Origin of the sequence: Myxococcus qinghaiensis (genome assembly GCF_024198215.1) — a bacterium.
Lineage (GTDB): Bacteria > Myxococcota > Myxococcia > Myxococcales > Myxococcaceae > Myxococcus > Myxococcus qinghaiensis.
This window is the reverse complement of sequence record NZ_JAKCFA010000007.1, coordinates 423,254-448,976: the sequence shown is the minus strand read 5'-3', so window position 1 is coordinate 448,976 and position 25,723 is coordinate 423,254. Positions and strand designations below refer to the sequence as shown.

24 protein-coding genes are annotated in these 25,723 nt (G+C 68.8%); 18 read left to right on the top strand and 6 right to left on the bottom strand.

The annotated features are described in order from the left end of the window. Positions 1–59: 59 nt before the first annotated feature. Entirely contained in the window at positions 60–326 is a 267-nt protein-coding gene (locus LZ199_RS15845) for a hypothetical protein (RefSeq protein ID WP_253994521.1), read from the top strand. A 115-nt stretch (positions 327–441) separates the two neighbouring features. On the opposite strand, the gene LZ199_RS15840 is transcribed toward LZ199_RS15845, so the two are convergent. Continuing rightward, positions 442–3,171 carry an Ig-like domain-containing protein gene (locus tag LZ199_RS15840; RefSeq protein WP_253994520.1) on the bottom strand — a complete coding sequence of 910 codons (2,730 nt, stop codon included), beginning with the start codon at positions 3,169–3,171 and terminating at the stop codon, positions 442–444. A gap of 316 nt (positions 3,172–3,487) precedes the next feature. Here LZ199_RS15840 and LZ199_RS15835 point away from each other — a divergent pair, with 316 nt between their 5' ends. The 3 genes from LZ199_RS15835 (at position 3,488) to LZ199_RS15825 (ending at position 5,037) form a co-directional block, all read left to right on the top strand. Next, positions 3,488–4,168, top strand: a complete 681-nt coding sequence (locus tag LZ199_RS15835) for a dihydrofolate reductase family protein (protein ID WP_253994519.1) — start codon at positions 3,488–3,490, stop codon at positions 4,166–4,168. Between the two features lie 207 nt (positions 4,169–4,375). Next, the gene (locus tag LZ199_RS15830; RefSeq protein WP_253994518.1) at positions 4,376–4,654 is read left to right on the top strand and encodes a hypothetical protein; all 279 of its coding nucleotides are present in this window, start codon (positions 4,376–4,378) and stop codon (positions 4,652–4,654) included. Positions 4,655–4,692: 38 nt separating this feature from the next. After that, positions 4,693–5,037 (top strand): hypothetical protein, encoded by a 345-nt coding sequence (locus tag LZ199_RS15825; RefSeq protein ID WP_253994517.1) that lies wholly within the window; start codon positions 4,693–4,695, stop codon positions 5,035–5,037. A gap of 144 nt (positions 5,038–5,181) precedes the next feature. On the opposite strand, the gene LZ199_RS15820 is transcribed toward LZ199_RS15825, so the two are convergent. The 3 genes from LZ199_RS15820 to LZ199_RS15810 all read right to left on the bottom strand — a co-directional run bounded on the left by LZ199_RS15820 (position 5,182) and on the right by LZ199_RS15810 (position 7,723). Beyond that, positions 5,182–6,486, bottom strand: coding sequence for an ATP-grasp domain-containing protein (locus LZ199_RS15820; RefSeq protein ID WP_253994516.1), 1,305 nt, complete (start codon positions 6,484–6,486; stop codon positions 5,182–5,184). A gap of 259 nt (positions 6,487–6,745) precedes the next feature. Further along, positions 6,746–7,393, bottom strand: coding sequence for a DUF4349 domain-containing protein (locus tag LZ199_RS15815; RefSeq protein WP_253994515.1), 648 nt, complete (start codon positions 7,391–7,393; stop codon positions 6,746–6,748). A gap of 126 nt (positions 7,394–7,519) precedes the next feature. Beyond that, positions 7,520–7,723 (bottom strand): hypothetical protein, encoded by a 204-nt coding sequence (locus tag LZ199_RS15810; RefSeq protein ID WP_253994514.1) that lies wholly within the window; start codon positions 7,721–7,723, stop codon positions 7,520–7,522. A gap of 144 nt (positions 7,724–7,867) precedes the next feature. Between LZ199_RS15810 and LZ199_RS15805 the strand changes: the two genes are divergently transcribed. From LZ199_RS15805 to kdd, 9 genes are all read left to right on the top strand, one after another. After that, the gene (locus LZ199_RS15805; RefSeq protein WP_253994513.1) at positions 7,868–8,473 is read left to right on the top strand and encodes a hypothetical protein; all 606 of its coding nucleotides are present in this window, start codon (positions 7,868–7,870) and stop codon (positions 8,471–8,473) included. 54 nt (positions 8,474–8,527) lie between these two features. Next, a complete protein-coding gene (locus LZ199_RS15800; protein WP_253994512.1) occupies positions 8,528–9,040 on the top strand; it encodes an FHA domain-containing protein in 513 nt (170 codons plus the stop codon). 61 nt (positions 9,041–9,101) lie between these two features. Then, the gene (locus LZ199_RS15795; protein ID WP_253994511.1) at positions 9,102–10,388 is read left to right on the top strand and encodes a Stp1/IreP family PP2C-type Ser/Thr phosphatase; all 1,287 of its coding nucleotides are present in this window, start codon (positions 9,102–9,104) and stop codon (positions 10,386–10,388) included. Between the two features lie 104 nt (positions 10,389–10,492). Continuing rightward, complete coding sequence (locus LZ199_RS15790; protein WP_253994510.1) at positions 10,493–11,005, top strand: hypothetical protein; 513 nt, start codon at positions 10,493–10,495, stop codon at positions 11,003–11,005. Between the two features lie 154 nt (positions 11,006–11,159). Continuing rightward, positions 11,160–14,138: a carboxypeptidase-like regulatory domain-containing protein gene (locus LZ199_RS15785; protein WP_253994509.1), complete on the top strand. Its 2,979-nt coding sequence runs from the start codon at positions 11,160–11,162 to the stop codon at positions 14,136–14,138. A 65-nt stretch (positions 14,139–14,203) separates the two neighbouring features. After that, positions 14,204–15,436 carry a bifunctional phosphopantothenoylcysteine decarboxylase/phosphopantothenate--cysteine ligase CoaBC gene (gene coaBC, locus LZ199_RS15780; RefSeq protein ID WP_253994508.1) on the top strand — a complete coding sequence of 411 codons (1,233 nt, stop codon included), beginning with the start codon at positions 14,204–14,206 and terminating at the stop codon, positions 15,434–15,436. A 186-nt stretch (positions 15,437–15,622) separates the two neighbouring features. Next, a complete protein-coding gene (locus LZ199_RS15775) occupies positions 15,623–16,777 on the top strand; it encodes a uracil-DNA glycosylase family protein (protein ID WP_253994507.1) in 1,155 nt (384 codons plus the stop codon). A 25-nt stretch (positions 16,778–16,802) separates the two neighbouring features. Further along, positions 16,803–17,810 carry an alpha/beta hydrolase gene (locus LZ199_RS15770; RefSeq protein WP_253994506.1) on the top strand — a complete coding sequence of 336 codons (1,008 nt, stop codon included), beginning with the start codon at positions 16,803–16,805 and terminating at the stop codon, positions 17,808–17,810. Positions 17,811–18,007: 197 nt separating this feature from the next. Next, the gene (gene kdd, locus LZ199_RS15765) at positions 18,008–19,039 is read left to right on the top strand and encodes an L-erythro-3,5-diaminohexanoate dehydrogenase (RefSeq protein WP_253994505.1); all 1,032 of its coding nucleotides are present in this window, start codon (positions 18,008–18,010) and stop codon (positions 19,037–19,039) included. A 23-nt stretch (positions 19,040–19,062) separates the two neighbouring features. Here the strand turns inward: kdd and LZ199_RS15760 are convergent, their stop codons facing one another. Then, positions 19,063–19,683: an ankyrin repeat domain-containing protein gene (locus LZ199_RS15760; protein WP_253994504.1), complete on the bottom strand. Its 621-nt coding sequence runs from the start codon at positions 19,681–19,683 to the stop codon at positions 19,063–19,065. 134 nt (positions 19,684–19,817) lie between these two features. Beyond that, a complete protein-coding gene (locus LZ199_RS15755) occupies positions 19,818–21,350 on the bottom strand; it encodes a catalase (protein ID WP_253994503.1) in 1,533 nt (510 codons plus the stop codon). 259 nt (positions 21,351–21,609) lie between these two features. Between LZ199_RS15755 and kamD the strand changes: the two genes are divergently transcribed. Genes kamD through kce form a run of 5 tightly spaced genes read left to right on the top strand, consistent with a single transcriptional unit; the run spans position 21,610 to position 25,642 of the window. Beyond that, positions 21,610–23,160, top strand: coding sequence for a lysine 5,6-aminomutase subunit alpha (gene kamD / locus LZ199_RS15750; protein ID WP_253994502.1), 1,551 nt, complete (start codon positions 21,610–21,612; stop codon positions 23,158–23,160). After that, on the top strand, positions 23,157–23,633 hold the full coding sequence (locus LZ199_RS15745; RefSeq protein ID WP_253994501.1) for a hypothetical protein: 477 nt from the start codon (positions 23,157–23,159) through the stop codon (positions 23,631–23,633). Before kamD ends, LZ199_RS15745 begins: the two co-directional genes overlap by 4 nt. A 4-nt stretch (positions 23,634–23,637) precedes the next feature. Then, a complete protein-coding gene (gene kamE, locus LZ199_RS15740) occupies positions 23,638–24,423 on the top strand; it encodes a lysine 5,6-aminomutase subunit beta (RefSeq protein ID WP_253994500.1) in 786 nt (261 codons plus the stop codon). After that, positions 24,420–24,818, top strand: coding sequence for a 3-aminobutyryl-CoA ammonia lyase (gene kal / locus LZ199_RS15735; protein ID WP_205522603.1), 399 nt, complete (start codon positions 24,420–24,422; stop codon positions 24,816–24,818). The genes kamE and kal overlap by 4 nt, the downstream gene beginning before the upstream one ends. Continuing rightward, positions 24,815–25,642, top strand: a complete 828-nt coding sequence (gene kce, locus LZ199_RS15730) for a 3-keto-5-aminohexanoate cleavage enzyme (RefSeq protein ID WP_253994499.1) — start codon at positions 24,815–24,817, stop codon at positions 25,640–25,642. Before kal ends, kce begins: the two co-directional genes overlap by 4 nt. Positions 25,643–25,723 lie beyond the last annotated feature (81 nt).

Below are 25,723 nucleotides of genomic sequence, written 5' to 3'. Positions count from 1 at the left end.
TTCATGGCATCATGTCCTCGCTGCAATCACCTGGAGCACCTCACCCATCTGGAGGCGCAATGCGTTCATTCTTGATTCTGGGGCTCGCGGTCGTCGGATTTCAGTTCGGCTGTGGCGTGGACGAGGCCGACCGGGGAGTGGAGCCGGAGGTGGACTCACAGGAGCAACGGCTCATCTGTCTGACGGAGTCCTTCGTCACCTACTACAGCGACGCCGCGCACACCACGGTGGTCGGCACGGAGCGCTGCTATTGCGGCAGAACGCCCGACCGCACGGGGCGCAGGACCCCCTTCTTCGTCGAAGAGAGCCTGGGCGAGTGCCCTTGAACCGAGACGACACCCGCCGCTGAAACAGACTCGGGCCAGGCTCCAGGTGCGTTCCTGGAGCCTGGCCCGTTCACGTCATGGGGCGCTGTCTGGATTCAGATTCGGCGGGGCTCGGTCAGCGCTGGAAGCGGCCCGTGAACGCGGGGGCGGTGGCGCTCCACGGCGCGTCGAAACGGGGACTGCCCACCTCCCCGCCGGCCCGCACGTCGGAAGCCACCTGGAGGAAGTAGTGGCCCCCGGGGTAAAGGAGGTCCGGCGGGAGACGGAGCTGTGTCTCCGTCGTCCTGAAGAATGCTCGCTGGAAGCGGCCCGTCTGATTCGTGCTCGTCGCGTAGATCTCATACAGGCGCACGGTGTACGAGGTGGGAGTGCCCAGGACCGGTGCACTCCACGTCACGAGGGGCGTCTCGCCCACGCCCTGGAGTCCATCCTCCGTGGTGGCCAGACCGTTGATGCGAAGCTCGCGCGGCGGGCCCACCATGGGGCTGAGCCGCAGGGGCGCGCCTTCCTGGAACGGCGCATGTGTATAGACGGTGAACCGGTGCGACGTCGGCACGGTGTTGCCACCGCCCTCCCGTGGCACCGAGTAGGTCATCGAGCCCGCCGCGATGTTGGCGGCGAACCGGGTCCACGATGCCGGGAAGGGGTCGGCGAACTCCAGCTCCTGGGTGACGAGCGGCTGGCCTGGAACGAGGTTGGTGCCGAAGGCCAGGTCGAACCAGCTGGCGTAGGTGCCGTAGCGCATGAAGCCCGGCAGCGCTCCGACAGTCAGGTCCTGGGTGTTGCGCAGCGTGACGCGGGGATGGGCGGCGAGCACCAGGGCCTCGAACTCGGAGGCATTCATCTGCACCGTCCGCGACGAGGTGGCCTGGGGCACAAGCGTCCCCGTCAGGCTGACCGCGCCACCCCCGGACACCACGCCTCCCGGGCTCCCGCTGGAGACCTCGAAGCCCCGGCGCACCTCCCGGAGCACGTTCAGCCCCCCGGCGACCGGAGCGCGCGCCACCAACTGGCCGACGTACACCGTGTCCCCGCGTGCCACGTCGATACGACCGACCCGGTTGCCGCAGTATTCGAGGGACGTGTTGTACCCGGTGCCGCCGGAGAGGACCGTCGAGCCCACCACGGGACCCAGGGCCGGTGAGGCACAATCCCGCAGGCTGAAGTAGGTGAGGCCCGCTCCGAAGGCGCTGACCTGGAGCTCGTCTCCGGAGGCCCACGGGCCGAGCCCGCTCAGGTCCAGGTTGAGGCGCGTGCCCTCGGGCTCCGGCTCCAGGTCGGCGCGGCCCGCGAGCGCCTCGCTGAAGTCCGGCGTGCGGCTGTGCGTCCAGTAGTAGGCCGAGTTGATCTGCAGCAGGTACGGCGCACTCTCCACGCCCTGGATGACGAAGGTGCCATCCCGCAGCCCGAGGCCGAAGTGAGACGTATAGGTCCCCTCCGCCGTGGGCACCCAGGCGACGATGAAGGTCGTGCTCAGGTCGGTGGGACGCGTGACGGTGGAGCCGTCCTCCTGGAAATAGAACGTGGAGCTGTGGCCGAGCACCGTCGTCTCGTCGCAAGGAGGGGTGTTGGCCCCCGGCCGGACGGTGAACGTCACATCCGTGGCGGCGCCGCTCGCGTCGGTGATGATGGCGGTCACCTCGGCGGGGGTGTCGAAGCAGGCCGGGGCCGTCCAGTCCGCGGAGGCCGAACCCCCGCTTCCGCGAGTCGCCACGAGGGTGCCTTGCGAGGCCACCCAGGAGACGCTCAGCGCCGTTCCTTCCGGGTCATGCGCGGTGAGTCCAAACGTCACGAGCTGGCCGAGGCCCGCGCGCTCGGAGGACTGGGAGACGCTGTCCACGACGGGGACCCGCTGCATGTCCACTTGGGGGCCGGGGCCCACCTGGAGGGTGAGGATGCCCTCGTGAAGGCCGCCAGAGATGTCCGAGGCGAAGACGCTGAAGCCGCACCGGCCCTCGACGGGTACGGCGCTCAGGGTGAACGTCGGGGTGGGGGCGTTGACGGAGTCGAAGGTGCCCTCACACGTGGAGGTCCAGTAGAAGTACGGGGTGTCTCCATCCGGGTCGGAGACCGAGGCCGCCAACTGCGTCGGCCGACCCACGGCGAGCACGGAGGGCGCCCCCATCATCGCGCTCACCTCCGGCCAGGTGTTCAGGCGCACCGTCACCGCGGCGCGGCCTGTCGGGCCCACGTTCCGCACGGTGAGGTCGACGGTGACGGTGGCGGTGGCGTTCTTGGAGTCCCGCACCTCGAGCTGGATGCGCTGCATGCCCTCTGTGGCGGGCGCGGTCCACGTGGTGGACGCGGCGGACGGGGGGCTGAACGTGCCCCCGGGCGCGCTCCATGTATAGGTCAGCGTGTCACCCGGGTTGTTGTCGTGCGCGACCGCCGAGAGGGTGAGGGAAGCGCCCGGCTCCACCTCGTTGGAGGACACCGCGAGCGAGTCGATGATGGGGGCCTCGTTCTCGAAGGGCGGGTGGGGAGAGGCCTGCTGCAGCAACATGAAGACCGCCGCCACGCCGCCGGCCTGGATGGCCATGGGACCCGCATGGCCCGCGTAGAGGAGGGTGGACGCCGCGTCGTACGCGTTCGCCGTGAAGAAGCGGTCAGCCCCCGCGGGGATGTCGTGGAGCGTGCCGTTCCACGTGTTCCCATCGCGGACGAGGTCCATCCCCAAGGCGGTGGGGATGCCCGGGCCCTGGACCTCCACTCGGATGCGCGCCACGTCATCGGCAGACAAAGCCTGGCCGAGCATGACCTTGACGTCGGCACTCGCCGTCGGAGGCGAGGCGCTCTCGCCTCCACCACAGGCCGCGAACACTCCCAGGGCAAGCACAGTCGTCACCAGGGACGCGGCACGCCCGACACAAAGAAAAACAGACATTGAATCCCCCTCGGGTTGAGTGGGGCTATAGAACATTAGGTGGCTCTCCTGCAAACCTGTCGTTCGCGGCGGAGAGGATCCTTGGACGGGACTGCGTGGGTATCCTCGGCCCCCACCCGCCGAGTTGCTGGTTGCTTGAAGAGGCCTGGCTGCAGGTGGCACCGACGGTCAAGAACGATGGGGCGTGTCGATGGGCCCCTGGCTCGTTCGTCGCCACTCCGGTAGAGGGTTGCTCACGCGGGCGCAGGCGATGCTTGGGCCGAATGGAGTTGCACTCATGTCGAAGCTTCGGGTCAACGCATTCTCAATCTCAATCGATGGTTACGGCGCTGGGCCTGGCCAGGACCTCGACAATCCCCTGGGCGTCGGAGGCACCGCGCTGCACACGTGGGTCTTCGGTACGCGGACGTTCCAGAAACTCCACGGCGACTTCGCCGGAGCGCTGATTGGCGACGAAGTGGGGCGAAGTGGTCCGGATGACGACTTCGCCGCGCGCGGTTTCGCGAACGTCGGCGCCTGGATTCTCGGCCGCAACATGTTCGCGCCGACGCGTGGCCCCTGGGCCGATGACGGTTGGAAGGGGTGGTGGGGAGCCAACCCGCCCTACCACGTGCCCGTCTTCGTGCTCACGCATCATGCCCGCGAGCCGCTCACCATGGAGGGAGGCACGACGTTCCACTTCGTGACCGACGGAATCCATGCCGCGCTGAAGCGCGCGAAGGAGGCGGCGCAGGGCAAGGACGTCCGACTCGGCGGCGGCGTCGCCACCATCCGCGAGTACCTCTCCGAGGGGTTGATCGACGAGCTCCACCTGGCCATCTCTCCTGTGCTCCTCGGTCGTGGCGAGCACCTCCTCGCGGGCATCGACACGGTGAGCCTTGGCTACAAGTGCACGGAGCACGTCACCACGAGCCACGCGACCCACGTGGTCCTGACGAAGCAGCACCCAATCCCGTGACCCGCCCTGGGGTTGCTGGACCCCAGGAGGGAGCGTGCTCACTGTTTCATTCTTCGAGCCGAGCGTGCGTTGGCTTGTCTGGTTGAATCCCGTCCAGGTTGGTAAATCTGTTAAGTCTCGTAGTTTGATTAAGTCGGCTTAATCAGGTTATATTCCCGGGGTCGGGCATCTCGCCGGCACACACCCCAAGGACAATCACCCGTGAAGATGAAGACCCTGATTATCAGTCTGGCGTTCGGAGGCCTGTTGGCGGCGTGCGGTGGCGCGCCGGAGGAAGTGGCTGACACCGAGATTCCTGTTGGCGAGGCGGAGCAGGGTGTTTGCGAGGGTTATGACCACGGCGCGCGGCACTGCACGTTCAAGTGCACGGCCAACGACTGGCGTCACTGGTATGGCTACAACGACGTCGCGTGGGGCCAGTGCGAGAACGTGGCGCGGCGTGACTGCGGCAGGGAGCCGTACAGCGTCTGCTGGAGCATTCCCTGAGTCGCGTCCACACCCTCTTCACCCCAGGAATCCCTCCCATGAAGAAGCTGATGAAGCCCCTGATGATGGCGTTGGTGTCCATGGCGTGCCTCTCCGCGTGCGGCGGAGCTCCCGAGGAGATGGCCGAGGAGGCCGCTCTGCCGGACCCCTCGACGGCGGTGCTGTCGAGAGACCGCGTTCCGGGTGAGGTGAGCGCGTCCTGGACCGCGAACTGTGCCGGCTGGGACAAGGGTGGGCGCACGTGTTCGTGGCGCTGCCGTAGCACCAGCGAGTGGATGTGGGCCACGCAGAGCGTCGCGTACGGGCAGTGCAATGCCTATGCGAACAACTTCTGCGGCCTCAATGCCCACGCGACCTGCTGGAGCAGCAACCCGCATCCGTAGTCGAGGCTGACGTTCTCGAAGTCTCGGAGGCCCCGGGCTCTCGCATCGAGCCAGGGGCCTCTTCGTCATGTGCGGCATGAATGGGTGCTGCCTTGGTTTCACGGTGGCTGCTTGTCGTGGCCCAAGGGGGGAGAGGCTGCAATCTCAAGCTCCCCATCGGGCCGCGATGCAGGACCGCAGGTGGTGGCGCACTTCCTCGAGTGTGGCGCCGCTGACCACGAGGCGCCCCGCGCTGCCCGAGTCGCGCGGCTTGTCGGCGGCGAGCGCTTCCTTGCGGGGACTCGCGATGGCCTCGACCATGGGTGGAATCGCGGCGAAGCGCTGGACCTCCACCGTGACCCCCTTCGCACGCAAGGCCTCACCGTTCCGCAGCTCGTCCTCGGAAGTACACGTCACCTGGCCCACATAGGCACCAGGTCCTTCACGGAAGGGCGGGAGCCTGGGAACCCGCTCGCCCAGGTGCGTCTCGAAGACGAGTTCCGCCCACTTCGTCCCCGTGGCTCTATCCACGAGTCCGGAGAGCCCACCTCCGGAGAGCCGGAAGCCCATCTCGACGAAGAAGGCCCCTTGGGGATTGCGGAGGAGGTCCACATGGAAGGGGCCCTCGCGGTAGCCCGTGGCATCCAGGCACGCCTGGGCCAGCGCGCGCAGGGCGGGCTCCGCGCGGTCTCCATGCGTGGCGATGTGGCCTGCCTCGCGAAACCCACGCAGCGTCGGTGTGCCGGGAGCCGCCTCGCGCGTCACGAGCTTCTCGCACGTGGTGAGGAGCAGCGCCTGCCCCTCGTGCGCGAGCCCCTGGAGGGAGTGCTCGCGTCCCTCGATGAACTCCTCGAGCAACGCCCGCTCGAAGCGCCCGCCGTCGTCGTTGGACAGGTCTCCCAGGGCCGACAGTGCCCGGTCGCGCTGCTCCGCATCCTCGACGAGGAAGACACCCAGGCCTCCTCTTCCATTCGAGGGCTTCACCACCAGGGGAAAGCCCACCCGCCCGAGCGCGGCGGCGGCACCCGGTGAGCCCAGCTCGAAGCTGACGTGGCGCGGCTGGAGCACCTGGGGAAAGGCATGGGCCAGGGCCTCGCGCTGTCCCCACTTGTCCAGGGGACTGAAGGCCCCATGTGGCCACCGCTGGCGAGGCCCGTGCTCCATGATGGGCGCGAGGGCGAAGGCGCAGTCCACGTACCGCTCGAAGCCCGCGAGCAGCAGCGTCACCGGTATCCCGAGCGACTCGAGGAAGTGCTGGACCTCCGCGGGCCGCGAGGGATGCTCCACCGGAAGCTCCAGGTCGAAGGGGCGGCGCCCCAGTCGCTGACGCCAGCCCAGGTACGCGGGCGTCTCGACGAGGAGGGTCTGCAGTCCGCGCCGGCGAGCCGCGTCGAGATACGGGTCCAGTCCATCCCGGCTCGCGCCGAGCTGGACGAAGACGCCCGAGGAAGTCGTCGTCATCGAGGGCATGCGATGTGCCTCATCGCCCCGGAGAGGGTTTCCAGCACCGCTGGCCCGCTCGAAGCCGGGCGCATCCCGATGACGTCCCTTGTGCGGGCTCTCGCGAGGTCAGCCCCAGCAGATCCTTCTTTCCCTCTCCAGGTCATCCCAGCGCCCACGCATCCGAGCGCCGAGCGTCCTCAGCCGGACGATGTCCCTGTCCGCCGTGGCACGAGCGTGACCTGGAGGGCCTTGCCCTCGTCGAAGAGGGCAGGTGCGAGTGCCGCGGTCAGTCCCAGACGAAGAGCCACTTGATGCCCTTGCCCAGCCCGTAGAACACCCAGCCCAAGGGCCCGGGGCTCACCGGTCGCTTGAAGTCCAGGTACACCGTGGACAGCGCGATGCTGCCCTCCAGTCCCTCCATGCGCGCCTTGAGGGTCTCGTATTCGAGGGTGATGCGCTCCAGCTCCTTCTCCACCTTGAGCGTGTCCTCGACGGTGACGGCGCGCTGGAGCAGCTCCAGGTAGCGCTCGCGGATGCGCGTCAGGTTGTCCAGGCGCACCTTGAGGTCGCGGTGCGTGTCCGTCACGTCCTCGGCGGAGACGCTCTTGCTCTCCACGGTGCCCAGCGCGGGCACCGCGGCCAGGAAACCCTCCAGCCGCTCGGCGGGGATGCGCACCCAGATGCTCTCGGTCATCACCTGCTGGGCATAGCCCCCGTGGGATTTCGCCAGCACGGCGGCTCGCGTGGGGCCCTTCTCCGGCTCGTCACACTCCACCTGCAGGGAGGCGCGATGGATGATGGACCGGCCTTCGAATGCCGCGCCCGGGGCTCCTCCCCGCTCCGACAGGCCGTCGCTGACCTCCGCCCGCGCGTGCGGCCGAGAGGTGGAGCACGCCAGGAGCGCGAGGAAGGGGACGAGGAGGAGCGGGCGCACGGAGTTCCTTGGGAAGAGAGGACAGTCGCGAACTTCCTCCAGGACGCCCCCGCGCTTTTCCGCGTTCCATCCTCCTGCCTCAGGGGCCCCCGAATCGGGCCCCTGAGCTGAACCTCACGACGACTGCTAGGAGACGCGGGAGACGGGGGCCGGCCGCACGCCGTCACCCTCGTAGTAGATGCTCGCGCAACCCTTCTCGTAGACGACGAGCACGCGATCACTCTGGCCCAGCAGGTCGGAGGCTTTCTCCGTGGCCTTGCGGACCAAGGTGTCGAACTTCGCCGAGCTCTGGCTCTGCTTGCTGCTGGCCCGGACTGTCACGACTGGCATGCGGTGTCCCGCTCCTTGGTGCCCCATGGTGGGCGGCCCCAGGCAAGGCCTGGCTCCGTACCCATCCGCAGGTAACGAACGCGTCATAGCCAACCCAACACTTCGTTGACAAGCGCTCCGCTCCATGGCGGGAAGAGGGTTCCTATGCACCGCAAGCTCTTCGTCCTGCTGGTTTTTACGCTGGGTCTTGTTTCCACCGCCCAGGCCCAGTCGTCTCGGTCGCGACGCGAGCACGTCTCGCCCACACCCGCCTGGTTGCCTCGTGGCGTCGTCCTGGGCGCCTCGCTCCGGGAGGAACTGCTCACCTCCCGTCTGAAGGTGCAGTGGCAGTGGGCCTTCTTCCAGGACCGCAAGGACGCCTTCGTCTTCCTGGTCGAAGGTGGGTTGGGGTGGGGCACCGCGATGCCGAACCCGGTGGCGGGCAAGCCCGAGACGTTCCTGGGCTCGTACTACGAGCACACCGCCCAGGTGGGTGTGGGCTATCGCAACCACCTGCCCGACAGCCTGCACTGGGGGTTCCAGGTGACGGGTGGGCCCGTCTTCTACGGCGCCCACTTCGACGGCGGCGCGCCTCCGGACAAGCACACCGCGGGCATCATCGAAGGCCGCATCCAGGTGGGCTACCAGTTCGAGCAGTTCGCCACGGGTGTCACCGTGGGCTACGGCGAGCCCTTCGGCCTCAAGCGGCGCTACCTGGGCCGGGGCTTCGTGGGCGGCCCCATGGTCGGGTTGTTCGTGGATTGGCGGTAAAGTCCGCGTAGACTGGGTTGCGCGGGAATCTCCCCCCCCTCCCGCACCCCCCGTATGCCCGAGCTGCTGAGCGCCCATGTTTCGCGGTACCTGCGCAACCGGGGCGAGTTCGAGCGGCAGCTGCCGCCCGGGCTGCTCGTCTTCTCGCCTTCGCCGACGCCTGAGAGCCTGCCGGAGCAGGAGGAGTACCGGTTGAAGACGGTGACGAACGCGGGGCCGCCGACGCTGGGGGCGAACGAGCCGGTGGTGTTTCCGGTGGTGAAGTCCCGGACGAACGCCTTCGGACGGGGAATCACGGTGGGCCGCACGGGCAACAACGACGTGGTGCTGGATGACGGCAGTGTGTCGCGCTTCCACGCCTGGTTCGCCCGTGATGAAGCCCAGGCGGGCATCCTGCTGACGGATGCCGGCTCGAAGAATGGTTCATGGCTCGGCGGGGTTCGGCTCTCCCCTCGCAAGCCCGTCCTCCTGGAGGATGGCGTCCGGTTGCGCTTCGGACAGGTGGAGCTGGCGTTCTACACGGCAAGCGGCTTTGTCCGGATGCTCGCGATTCGGATGGCTCCCTGAGCCTTGCCACGTCTCCAGCGGCCTGCATAACGTGCGGAGTCGCCTACAGTCACACACGGGAGTGTTCGCGGTGGCCTTGACCACAGAAGCCTTCGGACTGACCGACGTCGGCCGCAAGCGGCAGCACAACGAAGACGCGATGCTGGTGGACGTGTCACTCGGCCTGTACGTGGTGGCCGACGGCATGGGTGGGCACGCGGCGGGTGAGGTCGCCAGCAATCGGGCCACCGAGGTGGTCAAGCAGCACATCACTTCGAACCGGCATCTGCTGAAAGACCTGGGCAACAACCCTACCGCGGACAGTCGGTCGGCGGCGGCGGCGCTGGTGGAAGTGGCCGTGCAGCGCGCGTGCGCGGACATCTACCGCACGGCGATGACGGACTCGACCAAGCGGGGCATGGGGACGACCTTCGTGTGCCTGGCGGTGGGCGGCAACAAGGCCGTCATCGGCCACGTGGGCGACAGCCGCGTGTACCTGGTGAGACACGGCCAGTGTCACCGGCTGACGGAGGACCACACGCTGGTCGCCGCCCAGCTCAAGGCCGGCACCATCACCAAGGAGCAGGCGGCCACGTCGCAGTACCGCAACGTGATTACGCGCGCGGTGGGCATCCAGGAGTCGGTCCAGGTGGACACGCTCATCGTGGACCTGGTGCCCGGCGACATGTTCATCCTCTGTTCGGACGGCCTGCATGGCTACGTCGAGGACGAGGAGATGCTGCCGCTGGTGTCGGGGCTCCAGCCGGTGGACCTGCCCAAGCGGCTCATCGACGTCGCGAACGAGCGCGGCGGCAAGGACAACATCACCGCGGTGGTGGTGAAGGTGGCTGGCGACAGCGCGGCCATGGCGAACGAGGAGACGAGCGAAGCGCAGTCGCGCATGGAGGCGCTGCGCAAGATTCCGCTCTTCCGTCACCTCACGTACAAGGAGCAGACGGCGGTGCTGTCCATCGCCACCACGCGCACGTATCCGGCGGGCCGCGAAATCGTGGTGGAGGGGCAGCCGGGCGAGGAGCTGTTCGTCGTCATCCGGGGCCGGGTGGCCATCGAGAAGAACGGCGTGGAGATCGCCGAGCTGCGCTCCGGTGGGCACTTCGGAGAGATGGGGCTCATCGACAACGCGCCGCGCTCGGCGACGGTGCGAGCGACGGAGCCCACGCGGACGATGGTCATCTCCCGTCCGGACCTGATGGGCCTGATGAAGCGCGAGTCCATCCTCGCGGTGAAGATGCTCTGGAGCTTCGTGCAGGTGCTGAGCGACCGGCTGCGCGCGACCAACTCGGAGTTGAGCGAGGCCCGACAGGAGCTCGCCGTGGCGCAGGCCATCCAGCCCTTCGCGGAAGAGTGAGGGGAGCCCCCATGAGCGAGCGCACGCGTCGTGGCCCGGTTGCTTCATCCCGTCCACGTCAGACCCGCCGCGTACCTTCCCGCCAAACCGTGGTGGGAGGTCGCATGGCGAGGGCGGTGGGGCGGGACGTGATGGTGCGGTTGATTGGCGAGGTCGCGGAGCTCCGGGAGGAGATGAAGACCACGCGAACGCATACGCGCATCATGTCGTCGGGGATGGGCCACGCGCTGACGAGCCTGGGCTCCATGCGCGAGAACATGGGCGCGATGCAGGTCAACATGGGCGCCATGCGCGAGAACATGGGCACGATGCAGGCCAACATGGACGCCATGCGGCAGAACATGGACGTCATGTGGCAGAGCATGGACGTCACGCGGCAGAACATGGACGTCATGTGGCGGAACATGGATTCCTTCCGCTCGAATGCGGATGTCATGATGACGCACGTGGAGTCGGTGGTGGGCGAGCTTCGCGCCCTGTCTGGCGGACTTCAGCGAATGGATACTCACGCCGGCCGCCTGGCCCGGCTACTCGGCTCGCTGGCGGATTCGACGAATGCGCGCTTCGAGCAGGTGGAGAAGCGCCTGACCGCGCTCGAGGACGACGAGAAGCACTGACGGGCGCATGACGGTGTCAGCCCGGTGGCAACGCAGGCCACCGGGTGGGAACGCGTCATGGGGGGAGCGTCCGGGAGAGGACGGGGTCCGGAATTTCCGGTGGGAATCACCCGTTCCGGGCCCGGCCGCGGGCTAAGGTCCGAGAGACGTGCGCATGCGCAACTGGATTCTCATAGGGGTGATGTCGGCCCTGGTGATGGCTGGGGCTGCCTGGCTCTGGTCCCGTTCCGAGAGCGGACCTGGGAGCACCTCGTCCACCACTTCCCCGCACTCCACGCCGAAGTCGCTGCCCGAGTTCTCCGCGGTGGAGGTCTCCTCGGGAGGCCAGGAGGGGCTCGCGCTCACCGGCCGCGTGCTGGACTCGGCCGGCAAGCCCGTGTCGGGCGCGGAGGTCTTCCTCGCGGCCAGCGCCGAGCGGACGCTGGTGGACGTGCGCTGCGACGAGTGCGACCAGGCCCTGTTGTCCTGTCCCGCGCGCGAGTCCACGCTGCACACGCTCGCCTTCTTCGAACAACAGCGGGGCTTCCTCAGTCCTCGCGCCACGGTGCTCACGGATGCGGAAGGGCGCTTCCGTTTCGAGCACCTCGTAGGTGTGTCCTTCTCCGTGTGGGCCCGCGCCTCGGGCCTGGGCGTGGCGCTCCGGGACAGGGCGGCCCCGGGAGACCCGGTGGAGCTGTACCTGCCGCCCTTGCGCTCCATTCGCGGCCAGGTGGTGGACGAGGCGGGACAGCCGCTCCTGGGCGCTCGCGTGCACGCCGTCTCGCGTCGGGTGCCGCTGCCCTTCGAGGCGGAGTCCGGCGCGGAAGGTGTCTTCTCGCTGGAGGGGCTCGGCGAGGGCCCGTTCTACGTGCTGGCGATGGCCGAAGGGTATCTGCCCGCCGTGGAGGCCCACGTCGAGGCCGGGCCTCAGCCGGTGCGGTTGCAGTTGACGCCCGCGCGGACACTCGAGGTCCGCGTCATGCGACAGGGCAAACCCGCCGCGGCGACGGTGCGCCTGCGTGCCGACCATCTCTCGCGTGAGCTGCGCACCGAAGGCGAGGTGGTGCGCTTCACCGGCCTGTATCCGGACGAGCTGGTGGTGACGGCGGAGGCCCCGGGGTTGGGTTCTGCCCCGCGGACGCTGACGCTCGATGCGCGCGTGACGCAGGTGACGCTGGAGCTGGAAGAGGCGGGCAAGCTGCTCGTCACCGTGGTGGATGAGGCAGGTCAGCCCGTGCCCACTCCGGAGCTGATGTTGCGCACCGCGCGGGGTGAGCTGGTCCGCCGTGAACGCGCCGCCACGGGCGCTCTGGTGGAGCTGGGCCCGCTGGCGGTCGGCGAGTACCTGCTGGAAGGCAAGGCGGAGGGCTTCCGCGACACGCAGCTCCCCGCGCGAGTGGGCAAGGGCGAGACGACGCTGGAGTTGGAGCTGGAGCGCGCCACGCTCATCACCGGACGGGTGATGGACGAATACGGCCGCCCCGCGCCCCGCGTGTCCGTGCTGGTGCAGCCCACGGGCGCGACGGTGCTGGCGGATGGGGAAGGACACTTCTCCGCGCAGGTGCCCACGCCGGGCCTGTACGAGCTGCACGCGCACCACTCGGAGTGGGGCGGTGGTCAGGTGAAGGTGACGGCGCCGGCCTCGGGCGTCGAGCTTCCGCTGGAGCCTCACGCCGCGCTGGAGGTGACGGTGTCGTCCGGTGGTCGCCGCGTGGAGGGCGCGGACGTGGTGCTGTGGGTGGACCAGGAAGGCATCTTCCGGAGTGACAGGCCCTCCGGTCCGGACGGCGTCGTGCCCATGCGCGGACTTCCGGAAGGGACGTACTCGATGGTGGCCTCGCATCCGGACTACCAGCCCTCCGAGCGGCGGCAGGTGACGGTGGCGGATGGTCAGACGCTCAAGCTGGAGGCGGAGCTGAAGCCTGGCGCGCCCCTGACGGGCGACGTGGTGGACATGCAAGGCGCGCCCGTGGCCGGGGCCTCGCTGTCGGTGGTGCCGCGCGGCGCGGAGCCCGTCATGAGCGACGCTCGGGGACACTTCGAGTTCCGCTCGCTGCGTCCGGACCGGGGCTACCGCCTGGAGGTGAAGCACTCCGGTTATGACCAGACTGAGCGCGCGGAGGGCAAGGCGGGCGGGCCGCCGGTCAAGGTCGTGCTCAAGAAGCGCGACGTCTTCCGGGGCCGCGTCGTCGGTGATGACGGCGCGCCGGTGCGTCGCTTCCGGATGGACGAGCATCAGGTGGACAGCCCGGACGGCCGCTTCGAGCTGGCGCTGCCCACGGCGGGTGACCGCGTCATCGTCGCGGTGGATGCCTCCGGCTACGAGCCGCTGATGGTGGACCGCCCCGCGTCACCCGAGCTGGGGGACCTGGTGCTGGAGAAGCTGCCGAGCATCAGCGGCCTGGTGCGCGACGCGAGCGGCGGGCCGGTGGCGGACGCGGTGGTGTCCTGCGAGGTGTGTGACGAGTCGGTGCTCTCGGGACCGGACGGCCGCTTCACGCTGGCGAGTCCGCCGTATGTCGCGCGCTACACCGTGTCCGCGCGCAAGGGCCGGTTGAGCGGGACGCAGGCGGTGGAGCGCGGGAGTCGCGCGGCGCTGGAGCTGACGTTGAAGCAGGCCACCCGCCTGAGTGGCCGCGTGTTCCGCACGGGAGGACAGCCGGCCGCGGGCATCGAGGTCGAGGCGGTGAATGGCGACCGCGGCGAGCCGCTCACCATCGTCACCGGCCCCGACGGCGGTTACTCCGTGGAGGTGGCACCGGGCAGCTACAGGTTCATGTTGGGCTCGGGCCGCGAGTACTCGGGGGAGCCGGCGCTGGTGGTCCAGGTGGGAGGCGCGGAGATGCATCTGGACCTGGGGCCCTCGCCCGGGAGCGCGTCCCTCACGGTGCAGCTCAAGCCCGAGCGGGGCAAGGCGCTCTGGGTCGTGGCGGGAGAAATCCCCGTGTCGACCAACCCGCCCGCGCAGGAGTTGATGCGCTCACGGTGGGCGCACCTCGTCTACCAGCCGCGCTCCGAGCAGGTCGTCGTGTCGGGCCTGCCGCCCGGGCGCTACACCGTGGTGTGGGGCGCGTTCCATGTGGAGACCCCGGGAGGCCCGGAGGTGCGCGTGGTGGATGTGCCCTCTAGCACTGAGTTGACGCTGGGGCGTTGAGGCGGCGGCGCCTGGCGCGCGCGGCTTCGGTTGCGAGCCGACGGGCGGGCGCATTAGGAAGCCGCATGGACGTATCGGCACTGAAGGGCCGTCGCATCGTGGTCGGCGTCGCCGGTGGCATCGCCGCGTACAAGGCCTGCGAGCTGGTGCGCGAGCTGGGGCGGGCGGGCGCGGAGGTGCGGGTGGCCATGACGGAGTCCGCTCGCCAGTTCGTCACCCCGCTGACCTTCCAGGCGCTCAGCGGGCATCCGGTGCTCACCGATTACTTCGACCCCTCACAGGAGGGGAACTTCGGGCACCTGGACCTGGCGCGCTGGGCGGAGGCCTTCGTGGTGGCCCCCGCCACGGCGGACCTGCTGGCGCGGGTGCGCGTGGGCATGGCGAACGACGCGGTGACGACGTCGCTGCTGGCCTTCCGGGGGCCCGTGGTGCTGGCCCCGGCGATGAACGTGGCGATGTGGGACAACGCGATGACGCAGGAGAACGTGGCGGCGTTGATGGCGCACGCGCGCTTCACCTTCGTCGGTCCTGGCGCGGGGCTGCTGGCCTGCGGTGACGTGGGCGAGGGGCGGCTGGCGGACGTGCCGGCCATCGTCGCGGGAGTGGCCGCGCGCTTCGCCCCGGGGCCGCTGGCGGGCAAGCGGGTGTTGCTGACGGCGGGCCCCACGCGCGAGTTCCTGGATCCGGTGCGGTTCATCTCCAACCCCTCCACGGGGAAGATGGGACTGGCGCTGGCGCAGGCGGCGCGTGCGCTGGGGGCCACCGTGACGGTGGTGCTGGGCCCGGTGGGCTCGGTGGACCGCACGGGCCTGGAGGTGGTGGACGTCGTGTCCGCGGAGGAGATGGCGCGCGAAGTCCTGGGGCGGGTGGGGGACGTCGACGTGTTCATCGCCACGGCGGCGGTGAGCGACTGGCGCCCGGAGTCGCGGGCCGCGCAGAAGGTGAAGAAGGGCGCGGTCTCCGGGCCGGAGACGCTGAAGCTCGTGCGCACGCCGGATGTGCTGGCGGAGGCCTCCAAGAAGGTGTCGGGACAGGCCCGTCGCCCGCTGCTCGTGGGCTTCGCCGCGGAGACGGAGCGGGTGCTGGAGCACGCACGCGAGAAGCTGGAGCGCAAGGGACTGGACGCGATTGTCGCCAACGACGTCACGGCGCCCGGCGCGGGGTTTGGCACCGACACCAACCGGGTGACGGTGTTGACGCGCGCTGGCTCGCCCAGGGAGCTCCAGGGGACCAAGGACGCGGTGGCTCGGGGCATCCTGGAGCTGTTGCTGCCGGAGCGCCCCCCCGCGAACGGCTGAGCCTGGGCAAAGCCCGTCCGTCCGGTTGGAATCCCCGCGCGACAGGGCTGTGACGCGATGTGCGGGCCGCGTCATGACATTTGACCCGGTGGGGGCGGGTGGGCTCACCGTGGGGATGGGCGTCCGGACCCCACCGACGACCGCTTCCTTGCGCTTGGTCTCGCCGTCCGATACCGATCCAGCACCGTGAACGACGACTCGCCCGATGTCTCGCAGGAACTGAGCGCCGTGCTCGAGGATGTCCGCCGTCACCTGCTCTGGCAGGAGGACGGTGCGGGTCGGATGCTGATGATCGACGCGAAGGCGGCGGCCGAGCTCCAGCGTCTTGCCCCATCCTTGCGCTCGCGGTTCGTTCGGCCTGGCGGCGCGGCCGAGCCCACGGCGGCTTCACCCGAGCGCCGACCTGGCCCCCCGCAGAGCGCGACGCCGCCCATGGCCGACCGCCGCCCCGACTCCTCGCAGTCGCCACCCGCGACGACGCCTCCAGCCTCGCTGCCCGAGCGGCGCCCCGCGCTCACGCAGGCGCCTCCCGCGACGACTCCTGTCGGCGCACCTCCGCTGGCCGAGCGCCGCGCGGGCCCTCCGTCGGGACCTCTCGATTCGAGCCGCGCGACGCCTTCGGGGCCGATGGCTCGTCCCTCCACCGAAGCGCCCGTGGCGACGCGCGCGCCGCTGGCCCGGCCCGCCGCTCCCGTCGCCGCCGGAATGTTGCTCGACGTGCCCCGGTCGTCTCCGAGCGGAGCCACCGCGTTGCCGGGCAGTGTGGACGGCGAGCGGCCGACGCTGGACCAGGTGCGTCGCGAGCTGGGGGACTGCCAGCGCTGCAAGCTGTGCACGGGGCGCAAGAACATCGTGTTCGGCACGGGCAACCCGCGCGCGGAGCTGGTCTTCGTGGGCGAGGGACCCGGTGAGAACGAGGACCTGCAGGGTGTCCCCTTCGTGGGCGCCGCGGGTGACCTCCTGACGAAGATGATCGAGGCGATGGGGTTCCGTCGCGACGACATCTACATCTGCAACGTCGTGAAGTGCCGGCCTCCGGGCAACCGCAATCCGGAGCCGGACGAGATTGCCGCATGCGAGCCATTCCTCCGGGCGCAGCTCGCGGCCATCCAGCCCAAGGTCGTCGTGGCGCTGGGCAAGTTCGCCACGCAGACGTTGCTGCGCGATTCCACGCCCATCACCCGAATGAGGGGTGCCTGGCGCGTTTATGAGGGCATTCAGCTGATGCCCACCTTCCACCCCGCGTACCTGCTCCGCAATCCGGCGGAGAAGCGCAAGGCGTGGGAGGACCTGCAAGCCGTGATGAAGATCTTCGGCAAGAACCCGGGCTCGCGCGCGTAGCGGGGCACGGAGAGGGGAGACTCGGATGAAAGGGTTGTTGGAAACGCGCGAGGTGCAGTCGCCCGCGTTGGAGTCCAATCCGTTGGGCGACCCGGCCCGACGCCGGCTCACCGTGTACCTGCCGCCGGGCCATGGCGAGGGAGACCGTCGCTTTCCGGCCGTGTACTTCCTGCACGCGTTCGGCAGCGGCGGAGGAAGCTGGACGAACGCCTCGGGCTTCGCGCCCTCCGTGCCGGAGCGACTGGACGCGCTCATCGAGTCCGGCGCGGTGCCGCCCGTCATCGGCGTGTTCCCCGACGGCTGGACGTCCCTGGGCGGCAGCCAGTGGATCAACAGTGACGCCATCGGCCGTTACCGGGACTACCTGGCCAAGGACATCGTCGGCTTCGTGGACCGCTCCTTCCGCACGCTGCCCAAGGCGGCGTCGCGAGCGGTGCTGGGACACAGCTCGGGCGGGTACGGCGCGCTGGTGATGGGCCGCTACCACCCCGAAATCTTCTCGCACCTGGGCGCGCACTCGGCGGACTCGTATTTCGAGTACTGCTACCTGCCGGACCTGCCGAAGGCGGCGAGCGTGCTGTTGAAGGCGGGTGGCATCGAAGCCTGGCAGGGTGAGTTCCGCCAGCGCGTGCGCGAGACGAAGATGCGCGGCGATGACTTCCCGGTGGTGAACACGCTGGCGATGGCGGCGGCGTACTCGCCGAAGAAGGGCGAGCCGCTCAACCTGGAGCTGCCCTTCGACGCGCAGACGGGCCGGCTGAAGCTCGACGTGTGGAACCGCTGGCTGGTGCAGGACCCGGTGCGCTTCGTGCCCAAGTTCCTGGATGCCTACAAGAAGCTCAAGACGGTCTATCTGGACTGTGGCACCCGCGACGAGTTCAACCTGCGCTGGGGCACGCGCATGCTGGCGGACGACCTCAAGAACGCCGGCGTGGAGCTGGTGCACGAGGAGTTCGAGGACGGCCACTCCGGCGTGAGCTATCGCTTCGAGCGCTCGCTGTCGGTGCTGCTGCCGAAGCTCTCACAGGAGTAGTGAAGAGGACGCGGCGTCGGTCCAGGGTGGCCCCCAAGGCGGACATGGGGGCCCGGGACTGATTGCCGCGTGACGTCATCCCCCGGAAGCGTGACGTGGCGCTGGCCATGCCCCCGGGGGAGCGGATAGAGGCTGAGCGCCCACGCGCCACGGTGGCTTGGGTGGCGGGCGTGGATGACCTTCAGGGAGATGGGAACATGAGCAACGACCTCTACGGGCTGTCTCGCGTCGTCGGAGAGAAGGGCGTGCTGCCGCAGCGTGCGCGGAAGCTGGACCCCTCGCTGCCGTGCCGCGACTCGGAGGTGCTCATCGACGTGGAGAGCCTCAACATCGACGCGGCGTCCTTCAAGCAGATCAAGGGCGAGGTCGGCGGCGACGCCACGCGCATCGGCGAGCGCATCCAGGAGATTGTCCGGGAGCGGGGGAAGATGCAGAACCCCGTCACGGGCTCGGGCGGCATGCTGATTGGCCGGGTGAAGGAGATTGGCGCGAAGCACCCGGCGAAGGGCCAGCTCCATGTGGGAGACCGCATCGCCACGCTGGTCAGCCTGACGCTGACGCCGCTGGTGATTGACGAGGTGAAGGCCGTGCACGCGGACATCGACCGGGTGGACATCCGAGGGCACGCGCTGCTGTTCGCCAGCGGCATCTTCGCGAAGCTCCCGTCGGACATGCCGGACACGCTGGCGCTGGCGGCACTGGACGTGTGTGGCGCGCCCGCGCTGGTGGCTCGGCACGTGCGTCCGGGCATGACGGTGGCGGTGCTGGGCGCGGGCAAGAGCGGGGCGCTGTGTCTGGCGCAGGCGCGGCGCAACCTGGAGAGCCGGGGCAAGCTCATCGCGCTGGACGTGTCGCAGCCCGCGCTGGACATGCTGTCGGCCATTGGCCTGTGTGACGTGGCGCTGAAGGTGGATGCCACCCAGGGCGTGGACGTGATGGAGGCGGTGAGTCAGGCCACGGACGGGCAGCTCTGCGACCTGGTGGTGAACTGCGCCAGCGTGGGCAACACGGAGATGGCCACCATCCTCTCGGTGAAGGACGGCGGCACGGCCATCTTCTTCTCCATGGCCACCAGCTTCACCACGGCGGCGCTCGGCGCCGAGGGCGTGGGCAAGGACGTCACCATGCTGGTGGGCAACGGCTACGTGCCCGGCCACGCCTCGTTGACACTGGCGCTGCTGCGCACGGAGCCCGCGCTGCTCCAGCTCTTCGCCACGCGGTACGTCTGAGCGAAGCGGGCGCTTCCGTCGCGCTACCTCGCGGCGGAGGAGTCGCTCGGGGCCACGGGCGCGGGAGCGACGGGGGCCTGGGGCTCGGTCTGGGTGCGCGCCCAGTCGTCGACGCTCCGGCCGCTCGCATCACGTGCCTCGGGTGATGCGCCCTTCTCGCGGAGCTGGTCGACGACCTCCTTCCGTCCGAAGAGCGACGCGAACATCAGCGCCGTCTGGCCCAGGCTGTTGGCCTGGTCCACGGCGCACGGCTGCTGGTTCAGCAGCGTGACGACGTCTCCGTAGCCCTTGAAGGCCGCGCCCATCAGGGCGGTGTTGCCGCGCTTGTCTCCCGCGCAGGCATCCGCGCCCGCGGCGAGCAGCGCGCGCACGGTGTCCAGGTGGCCGTGGTACGCTGCGAGGATGAGCGGCGAGAAGCCTCTTGAGTCGCGTGCCTCCACGGGCGTGCCGGCCTTGAGCAGTCCGGTGACGAGCTCCGTGTCACCGACCCGCGCGGCGGCGAGCAGGTAGTTCTCCGCCTCGCTCGTGGCCAGCAGGCGACCCTGGGGCGCGGGCTCGGCGCGCAGGGAGAACCAGGTGGCGGTCAGCACCGCGCACACCAGCACCAGCAGGCCGAGGGCTCCGAGCAGCAGCTTGCGAAACATGGTCGTCCTCCAGACGAAGTCAGCGGAAGAAGACTGGGGCACGGGCCGCGAGTCCGCCCATGCCCCGGTCTTCTCGTGAAGGGAGGGCCCCGGCGACACGCTGGCGCCGGGACCCGGGTGAAGCCCTGCGAGCGTCAGCGCGCGGCGAGCGGGGCCACGGCGGCCTTGGCGTCGTCCACCTTCACGCCCACCGCGTTGGCCAGCTTCGTGCCGTACTCCTCGTTGGCGACGAAGAAGTGGCCGACCATGCGCGCCTTGACGCGGGCGTCACGCACCTGGCGCAGGTCCGCGGCCAGGTTCTTCACCAGCCGGTCCTTCGCGGCGGCGTCGAGCGCCACGTAGAAGGCGCCCGCCTGCGAGAAGTTGTCCGTCTTCTCGATGGGCTGCTGCTGCGTGGTGCCGGACAGCGCGGCGCGCGAGAAGAGGTGGGCGGGGGCCTCCTGCGACTCACGGGCGATGCTCGGCTCGTAGTTCACGTCCGACTTCGTGTTGGCGATGTTCATGCTGCCGGCCTGGTTGTTGTTGTTCACCGAGCCGCGCGAGCGGTTGATGGGCAGGGACTGGTAGTTGGCGCCCACGCGGTAGCGCTGCGTGTCCGCGTAGGAGAAGAGCCGGCCCTGAAGGAGGCGGTCCTCGGAGGGTTCGATTCCGGAGGGCTGCACACCGGGGGAGAACGCGGCCTGCTCGGTCTCCTCGAAGAAGTTGTCCGGCATCTTGTTGAGGACGAACTTGCCCAGCTTGATGGAGGGCACCTTGTCCTCCGGCCAGATCTTCGTCGGGTCCAACGGGTTGAACGCGAAGCTGTCCAGGTCCTTGGGGTCCAGCACCTGCGCGGACAGCTCCCACGCGGGGAACTTGCCCGCGCCAATGGACGCATACAGGTCCGTCGTCGCGTGCTGGTGGTCCTCGCCCGCGGTGCGCGCGGCCTCCTCGGAGGTCAGGCTCTTGACGCCCTGCTGCGAGGCCCAGTTGAACTTGACGTAGCGGTACTCGCCCTTGGCGTTGACGAACTTGAAGGCGTGGACGCCGTGCCCGTTCATCTGGCGGTAGTTCGCCGGGATTCCGATGTCCGAGTACACCTGCGTCAGCATGTGCGTGGACTCGGGGATGTGGGAGAAGAAGTCGAAGAAGCGGTTCGGGTCCTGCTTGTTGTTGATGGGCGACGGCTTGAGCGAGTGCACCATGTCCGGGAACTTGATGGCGTCGCGGATGAAGAAGATGGGCAGGTTGTTGCCCACCAGGTCCCAGTTGCCGTCGTCCGTGTAGAACTTGAGTGCGAAGCCGCGAGGGTCTCTCAGCGTCTCCGGCGAGCCGGACGGATGGATGACGGTGGAGAAGCGCACGAACAGGGGCGTCTTCTTCCCCTTGCTGGAGAAGACCGACGCGCGAGTGAGGTTGGAGAAGTTGCCGTAGCTCTCGAAGACACCGTAGGCACCCGTGCCACGCGCGTGGACGACGCGCTCGGGAATGCGCTCACGGTCGAACCGGGCCAGCTTCTCGATGAGGTGGAAGTCCTCCAGCAGGATGCCGCCGCGCGGGCCGGCCGTCTTGGAGCTCTGGTTGGTGCCCACGGCGGCACCGGTGTCCGTGGTGAGGGGCGGCGGATTGGCTGCGAAGGCCGGAACAGTGAACAGCGCGGCCGTCAGCAACAGGGAACGGGTTTTCATGCGAAGCGTCCTCTCGGGGGATGAGGCGGACCGCTCCACAGCACGCGCCGTGCCGTTCCTTGGAATCCAATAACTCCAAGAGGTTGTCGCGCAGTGAGGCGAGGCGCTCACCGGTATATCGGTGAAAACACCGCTGGCTCGGTGGCGTGGATCACCGTTTTTTCGGTGCGGTCGACTTCCAACCGATAATGCGGCGCGGCAGCGCGTTCGGGTATGCTTCGGCGCTTCCTGTAGGCGTTCGGGCGGGTAAGGTGCGCCCATGCCAGGCCCGTTCATTGACGACGCGCAGATTGCGCATGCGCGCACTCTGGCGGAGGAGATCGTCAACCCGATCTTCGACCTCATCCGCCGTAACACCACTGTATCGATTGAGCGCACCGTGTTGCGCTTCTTCGGAATCTCCGGGGCGGGCGCGCGGGGAGTGCCGCTCGCCAACCTGATGGTCGACAAGCTCAAGGCCGCCGGGGTGCTCAACCGGGGCGCCGCCTATTGGTATGGCCGGGCCCTCCATCTGGGCGCCAAGAGCCCGCTGGAGGCCGTGGAGCGGCTGACGGCGTTGCCGACGGACAAGCTGGGTCCGCTGTCCCCGGAGGTCGAACAGAACCTCCGCGCCGAGGTCCGCGCGGAAGCCCGCTCCGCGCTGGAGGACATGAAGTCCCGCCTCGCCGCTCGCGACGCGCTCCGCCAGCAGTTCCCCATGTCGCCGGCGCCGCACAAGTACGTCATCGTCGCCACCGGCAACATCTACGACGACGTGGACCAGGCCCGGGCCGCGGCCCAGGCGGGCGCGGACGTCATCGCCGTCATCCGCTCCACCGCGCAGTCCCTGTTGGACTACGTGCCTCACGGCGCGACGACGGAGGGCTACGGCGGCACGTACGCCACCCAGGAGAACTTCCGCATCATGCGCGAGGCCCTGGACGAGGAGAGCATCAAGCTCAAGCGCTACATCCAGCTCACCAACTACTCGTCCGGCCTGTGCATGTCGGAGATCGCCTTCTGCGCGGCCTACGAGAAGCTGGACATGCTGCTCAACGACGCGATGTACGGAATCCTCTTCCGTGACATCAACATGCGTCGCACGTTCATCGACCAGTACTTCAGCCGCCGCATCTGCGCGCTCGCCGGCATCATCATCAACACCGGCGAGGACAACTACATCACCACGGCGGACGCGTACGACGCGGCCCACACCGTCATCGCCAGCCAGTTCATCAACGAGTGCTTCGCCAAGCGCGCGGGCCTCAAGGACTGGCAGCTGGGCATCGGCCACTCGTACGAGATCGACCCGTACCGCGACGACACGCTCCTCCTGGAGCTGTCACAGGCGATGCTGGTGCGCCGCTGCTTCCCGGATGCGCCGCTGAAGTACATGCCGCCCACCAAGCACAAGGAGACGGACATCTTCTTCAGCCACGCGTACGACGTGATGGCGGACCTGGTGGCCATCTGGACGAAGCAGGGCATCCAGCTGCTCGGCATGATGACGGAGGCCATGCACACGCCGCTGCTCGCGGACCGGTTCGTGGCGCTCAAGTCCGCCAACTACATCCACCGCGCGGCGCGGGGCATCGACGAGGAGTTCACCGTTCGCGAGGACGGGAAGATCGCCAACCGGGCCCGCGACGTGTTCGGCCAGGCGATGAAGCTGCTCCAGGAGTGCCGCGACGAAGGCATGGTGGCGGCCATTGGCAAGGGTCACTTCGGCGACGTGAAGCGCGAGGAGACCGGCGGCAAGGGGCTGGATGGCGTGATGGAGAAGGCTCCCGATTACTTCAACCCGTTCCTGGAAATCCTGGAGGCAACATGATGCTCGGTACCATCCTGACCGTGGTGATGGCCGCGGGCGGCTCGGCGGACGCGCTGGCGCAGTTCCAGGTGAAGAACGTGGGCGTGCAGGTGCCCGCCGCGTGGAGCCGCTCCACCGAGGAAGGGACGATGAAGTTCACCGCGCCCAGCGGCGACGCGTACTTCCTGGTGGACGTGGGCTCGGTGCAGACGGCGGGCATGAAGGCCAAGGTCTGCGTGGACAAGATTGTCGCCGGCATCGGCGGCGCCAACTGGGAGCGCCTTACGGTGGGCGGGCAGCCGGCGGCCAAGCGGCTGGACTCGGACAACTCGACGAACGGCGGAGTGGTGGACACGGTGACGTACGTCGGCTGCGACGGACGCACGACGTGGTCCGTCGTCTTCCACATGGAGCAGCGCAAGAAGGACCGCTTCGCCGCGCTGGCCGACAAGGTGGGCACCAGCGTGAAGATTCAGCGGGGCATGGGGAAATGAGCCGATGGTGAAGCCCAGCAAGCAGATCATCCGTCCCTACGGAGACCGGCGGGACGACGGCGTGGTGCAGATTTCGTTCACCCTGCCGGTGCCCCTGTCGGAGAAGGCCAAGGAGGCCGCCGCCGTCTTCACGAAGAAGATGGGGTTCTCCGACGTCAAGGTCGCCGCCGCCGAGCGCGCCGCCGACAACTACACGTTCTTCATCGTGTACGCCCGCTCGGGCATGTACCTGGACTACGCCGAAATCGACGTGCCGGAAGTCATCGTGAAGAAGATGTCCTTCGATGACCTCAACGCCTTCATCAAGGAGAAGGTCGGCCGTCGCATCGTCGTGTTCGGCGCGTGCACGGGCACGGACACGCACACGGTGGGAATCGACGCCATCCTGAACATGAAGGGCTACGCGGGCGACTACGGCCTGGAGCGCTACCCCGGGTTCGAGGCGTTCAACCTGGGCAGCCAGGTGCCCAACGAGGACCTCATCAAGAAGGCCCTGGCGAAGAACGCCGACGCCATCCTGGTGAGCCAGGTCGTCACGCAGCGCGACGTGCACAAGGACAACTCCAGGCACTTCATCGACGCGGCGAAGGCGGCGGGCATCCACGGCAAGGTGCAACTGCTGCTGGGCGGCCCGCGCGTGGACCACAAGCTGGCGCTGGAGCTGGGCTTCGACGCCGGCTTCGGCCCGGGCACCAAGCCGTCCGACGTGGCCAACTACATCGTCCACGCGCTCCTGAAGAAGGAAGGCAAGGAGCCGAAGGACGCGCACTACCAGGGAGAGCCGGCGTGAGCACTGGGACGAAGGCCATCATCCGCCTGCGCATGAGCAGCCACGACGCGCACTACGGCGGCAACCTGGTGGACGGGGCGCGGATGCTCGGCCTGTTCGGCGACGTGGCCACGGAGCTGTGCATCCGGGCGGACGGCGATGAGGGGCTGTTCCGCGCGTACGACTCGGTGGAGTTCCTGGCCCCGGTGTACGCGGGGGACTTCATCGAGGCGGAGGGCGAAATCATCAGTGCGGGCAACACGTCGCGGAAGATGCGCTTCGAGGCCCGCAAGGTCATCCGGCCTCGCACGGACGTGAACGATTCGGCGGCGGACCTGTTGCCGGAGCCCATCGTCGTGTGCCGGGCTTCGGGCACCTGCGTGGTTCCCAAGGACAAGCAGCGAGGCCAGCGATGAGCACGCCCATGGTCATCACCGCGGCGATGGTGGGCGCGGAGACGACGCGCGAGCAGACGCCGCACCTGCCCATCACCGCCGAGGAGATCGCCGAGGACGCCGTGCGCTGTCGCGAGGCCGGCGCGGCGATGGTGCACCTGCACGTGCGCACCGCGGACGGCAAGCCGTCCCAGGACGCGGAGCTGTTCCGGGCCGCCATCCGCGCCATCCGCAAGCGCACCGATGTCCTCATCCAGACGTCCACCGGTGGCGCGGTGGGCATGACGGTGGACCAGCGCTGCGGTCCGCTGACGCTCACGGGGGACGACCGGCCGGACATGGCCACGCTCACCACGGGCACGGTGAACTTCGGCGAAGAGGTGTTCTGGAACCCGCGTCCGCTGGTGCGGGACATCGCGAAGCGCATCCGCGCGTTGGGTCTCCGGCCGGAGCTGGAGTGCTTCGACGTGGGGATGCTCGATGAGGCCCGCTATCTGGCGAAGGAGGGCCTGGTGGACTTGCCGGCGCACTTCGACTTCGTGCTCGGCGTGCCGGGCACGCTGCAGGCGCGGCCGGAGGTGCTGGACTTCATGATTGCCTCGCTGCCGGAGGGGAGCACCTGGACGGTGGCCGCGGTGGGCCGTCACCAGCTCCCGTTCGTGGACGAGGCGGCGAAGCGCGGCGGCAACGCGCGGGTGGGCCTGGAGGACAACATCTACGTGTCCAAGGGCGTGCTCGCGAAGGGCAACTGGGAGCTGGTGGCCGAGGCCGCCAAGCGCGCCCGGGCCCACGGCCGCGAGCCCGCCACGCCGGAGCAGGCGCGCAAGCTGCTGCGCCTGAGCTGATGCACTCCGACGCCGACGCGCTCCTTTCCGCGTCGGCGTCTTCTTTTCCATGTCAGCAATAACGGGCCCCTCGCGTCGGCA

Bases quoted from the DNA above. Each gene is read 5' to 3' on its own strand.
- kce (WP_253994499.1), top strand. From the start codon at position 24,815: ATGAGCACGCCCATGGTCATCACCGCGGCGATGGTGGGCGCGGAGACG.
- LZ199_RS15745 (WP_253994501.1), top strand. From the start codon at position 23,157: ATGATGCTCGGTACCATCCTGACCGTGGTGATGGCCGCGGGCGGCTCG.
- kamE (WP_253994500.1), top strand. From the start codon at position 23,638: ATGGTGAAGCCCAGCAAGCAGATCATCCGTCCCTACGGAGACCGGCGG.
- LZ199_RS15830 (WP_253994518.1), top strand. From the start codon at position 4,376: ATGAAGACCCTGATTATCAGTCTGGCGTTCGGAGGCCTGTTGGCGGCG.
- LZ199_RS15770 (WP_253994506.1), top strand. From the start codon at position 16,803: ATGAAAGGGTTGTTGGAAACGCGCGAGGTGCAGTCGCCCGCGTTGGAG.
- LZ199_RS15800 (WP_253994512.1), top strand. From the start codon at position 8,528: ATGCCCGAGCTGCTGAGCGCCCATGTTTCGCGGTACCTGCGCAACCGG.
- LZ199_RS15845 (WP_253994521.1), top strand. From the start codon at position 60: ATGCGTTCATTCTTGATTCTGGGGCTCGCGGTCGTCGGATTTCAGTTC.
- LZ199_RS15760 (WP_253994504.1), bottom strand. From the start codon at position 19,683: ATGTTTCGCAAGCTGCTGCTCGGAGCCCTCGGCCTGCTGGTGCTGGTG.
- LZ199_RS15790 (WP_253994510.1), top strand. From the start codon at position 10,493: ATGGCGAGGGCGGTGGGGCGGGACGTGATGGTGCGGTTGATTGGCGAG.
- LZ199_RS15820 (WP_253994516.1), bottom strand. From the start codon at position 6,486: ATGCCCTCGATGACGACGACTTCCTCGGGCGTCTTCGTCCAGCTCGGC.
- LZ199_RS15825 (WP_253994517.1), top strand. From the start codon at position 4,693: ATGAAGAAGCTGATGAAGCCCCTGATGATGGCGTTGGTGTCCATGGCG.
- LZ199_RS15755 (WP_253994503.1), bottom strand. From the start codon at position 21,350: ATGAAAACCCGTTCCCTGTTGCTGACGGCCGCGCTGTTCACTGTTCCG.
- coaBC (WP_253994508.1), top strand. From the start codon at position 14,204: ATGGACGTATCGGCACTGAAGGGCCGTCGCATCGTGGTCGGCGTCGCC.
- LZ199_RS15810 (WP_253994514.1), bottom strand. From the start codon at position 7,723: ATGCCAGTCGTGACAGTCCGGGCCAGCAGCAAGCAGAGCCAGAGCTCG.
- LZ199_RS15785 (WP_253994509.1), top strand. From the start codon at position 11,160: ATGCGCAACTGGATTCTCATAGGGGTGATGTCGGCCCTGGTGATGGCT.
- LZ199_RS15835 (WP_253994519.1), top strand. From the start codon at position 3,488: ATGTCGAAGCTTCGGGTCAACGCATTCTCAATCTCAATCGATGGTTAC.
- kamD (WP_253994502.1), top strand. From the start codon at position 21,610: ATGCCAGGCCCGTTCATTGACGACGCGCAGATTGCGCATGCGCGCACT.
- LZ199_RS15805 (WP_253994513.1), top strand. From the start codon at position 7,868: ATGCACCGCAAGCTCTTCGTCCTGCTGGTTTTTACGCTGGGTCTTGTT.
- kdd (WP_253994505.1), top strand. From the start codon at position 18,008: ATGAGCAACGACCTCTACGGGCTGTCTCGCGTCGTCGGAGAGAAGGGC.